This is a genomic window from SAR324 cluster bacterium (assembly GCA_029245725.1).
Taxonomy (GTDB): Bacteria; SAR324; SAR324; order SAR324; family NAC60-12; genus JCVI-SCAAA005.
Genome location: JAQWOT010000091.1, coordinates 1 through 1,752, shown reverse-complemented (window position 1 = coordinate 1,752; position 1,752 = coordinate 1). Strand labels below are relative to the sequence as shown.

The following is a 1,752-nucleotide window of genomic DNA, read 5'->3' as shown; positions in this document are numbered from 1 at the left end:
GATATCCTTCGAATATTACCGAGTTGATGGCTACGTGGGTATCGGATTCAGTATTGATCTGCTCTCAGGTATTGCTCAGAACGATCCACCTAGCGGGGTGTTCTTACTCCCAAATTACAATCAAGAGTACCAATTTAATGATGGAAGCCGTGTCACTACAGAAACCATAGGTTTGCTCTACGGCCTCAGCCTCTATGGCCGCTTCGGCTTCTTCTATCCATTTATCGGAGTTGGTACTGGAAACTACCTGAGTAAAGTTGAAGAGTATCTTGTCGAGAGTGACGGGACCAACAACTACTCGGTAGTCTTTGGTGAGGTGCTAGAGCCCTACTACTACAAATGGGGAGTCCGCTTTCCTTCTGGAGAATATGGGGTCATGCTTTCCCAGTACTACATCCGTGCCCCACTCACCGTCGAATCTCGTAACAAGACTCTGGAACTCGGAGGCGTTGGAACTTTCTTCGGTTTCTACATGGGGTTCTAAATAGTTAGGCAGGTGTTCACTGTCCACTTGACTGGGCTGCTGAATCATCAGATTCTTGATAATTCAGCAAGCTCGCAGCCTAATTCAGACTAGTTAGTACATCATCAAACTCTTCATACGCCCCACCCCATTGGTCAGCTTGCACATTTCGCGATTCGCGATCTGGCTGCGGAGGAAGGATCTCAATCTTTCTACCTCTGTTCAAAAAATTCTGCACAGCTGCCTGAATTTGCGCATGTTGGCGCTCCTTTGCGCTATCATCCTTCCAAGTCTCATCCTCAAATACAAACTCACTCCATGCTGAGTCATTGCTTTTTTTCATCATTACCTCTTTTGTAGAAAAATTTATTACTAGCACTCTATGAGAGCAAGTGCTAACAAATTTGTCAACTACTATTGTGTAGGTCTTGCGATCTTTTTCAGGCTATTACTGAAGAACCACTTTCTTCAGGATGAGAAAGAACCTGCTTCTTCTGCTGAACAATAAACTGCATAATTCATGAAAAAATAATGCGGAATTGTAAATAAAGTAGCAATTTTGCCAAAGATGCGTTCCTGCCGACGTTTTTTCAAGAAGACAGGAGTGCCTCTGAGGAGTTCCGGGCATCCATTTCTAGATGACTTGCCTTGAAGCTTAGGAGAAAAATGTGGGGAAATTGGGGAGAGAATATGTAGATTTTGTGAAGACTGGGGCGGACTGTCTTCACACAGGGAGGGGCCGATCCAATCCTCGGTACTGAACAGCTTCCGCCAGATGAGGTGTATCAATTGTCTCCACTCCAACGAGATCAGCAATCGTGCGAGCTACCTCGAGGATTCGATCATAGGCCCTGGCACTGAGTTGCATTCGCTGCATGGCTTGCTCCAGTAATTTCAAGGCTGCAGGTGACGGTGTCGCAAAATCCCCCAGTTCACGACGACTCATCCCTGCATTGGATCGGGTGGAACTATCGAGGAACTGTTGTTCCTGGACTAGGCCTCCTTCCTTTACAAGTTGTCGAATCACAGCAGAGGATTCCCCGCGCCGTTGATCCCCCACACTCGGGTAAACAATCGGTACCTGCAGGTGAAGATCGATCTGGTCAAGGAGAGGTCCAGAAATTTTTGAGCGATACTTTTGCACCAGGTTTGGGGAAAAGCGACAGGGCTGACTCTCCACAGGACTCCCGTGGAATCTGCAGGGAAAAGGATTCATTGCCACCAGCAGCATGAAGTCACAGGAAAACTCATGAGTCATCGCTGCTCAAGAGATTGTCAGACGACGATCC

At 47.1% G+C, this 1,752-nt stretch carries 3 protein-coding genes; 1 reads left to right on the top strand and 2 read right to left on the bottom strand.

All coding sequences use genetic code 11. The features are described 5' to 3' along the window. Window positions 1-484 (top strand): hypothetical protein (locus P8O70_04045; protein MDG2196054.1); only part of this gene is annotated, 484 nt, incomplete at its 5' end. A gap of 79 nt (window positions 485-563) precedes the next feature. On the opposite strand, the gene P8O70_04040 is transcribed toward P8O70_04045, so the two are convergent. Together P8O70_04040 and P8O70_04035 are read right to left on the bottom strand one after the other, a co-directional pair. Next, window positions 564-809, bottom strand: a complete 246-nt coding sequence (locus P8O70_04040) for a hypothetical protein (GenBank protein MDG2196053.1) — start codon at window positions 807-809, stop codon at window positions 564-566. 378 nt (window positions 810-1,187) lie between these two features. Then, on the bottom strand, window positions 1,188-1,721 hold the full coding sequence (locus tag P8O70_04035; protein MDG2196052.1) for an ATP-binding protein: 534 nt from the start codon (window positions 1,719-1,721) through the stop codon (window positions 1,188-1,190). Between the last annotated feature and the right edge of the window lie 31 nt (window positions 1,722-1,752).

Coding starts and splice junctions, on each gene's coding strand:
- P8O70_04040 (MDG2196053.1), bottom strand. CDS start 809: ATGATGAAAAAAAGCAATGACTCAGCATGGAGTGAGTTTGTATTTGAG.
- P8O70_04035 (MDG2196052.1), bottom strand. CDS start 1,721: ATGACTCATGAGTTTTCCTGTGACTTCATGCTGCTGGTGGCAATGAAT.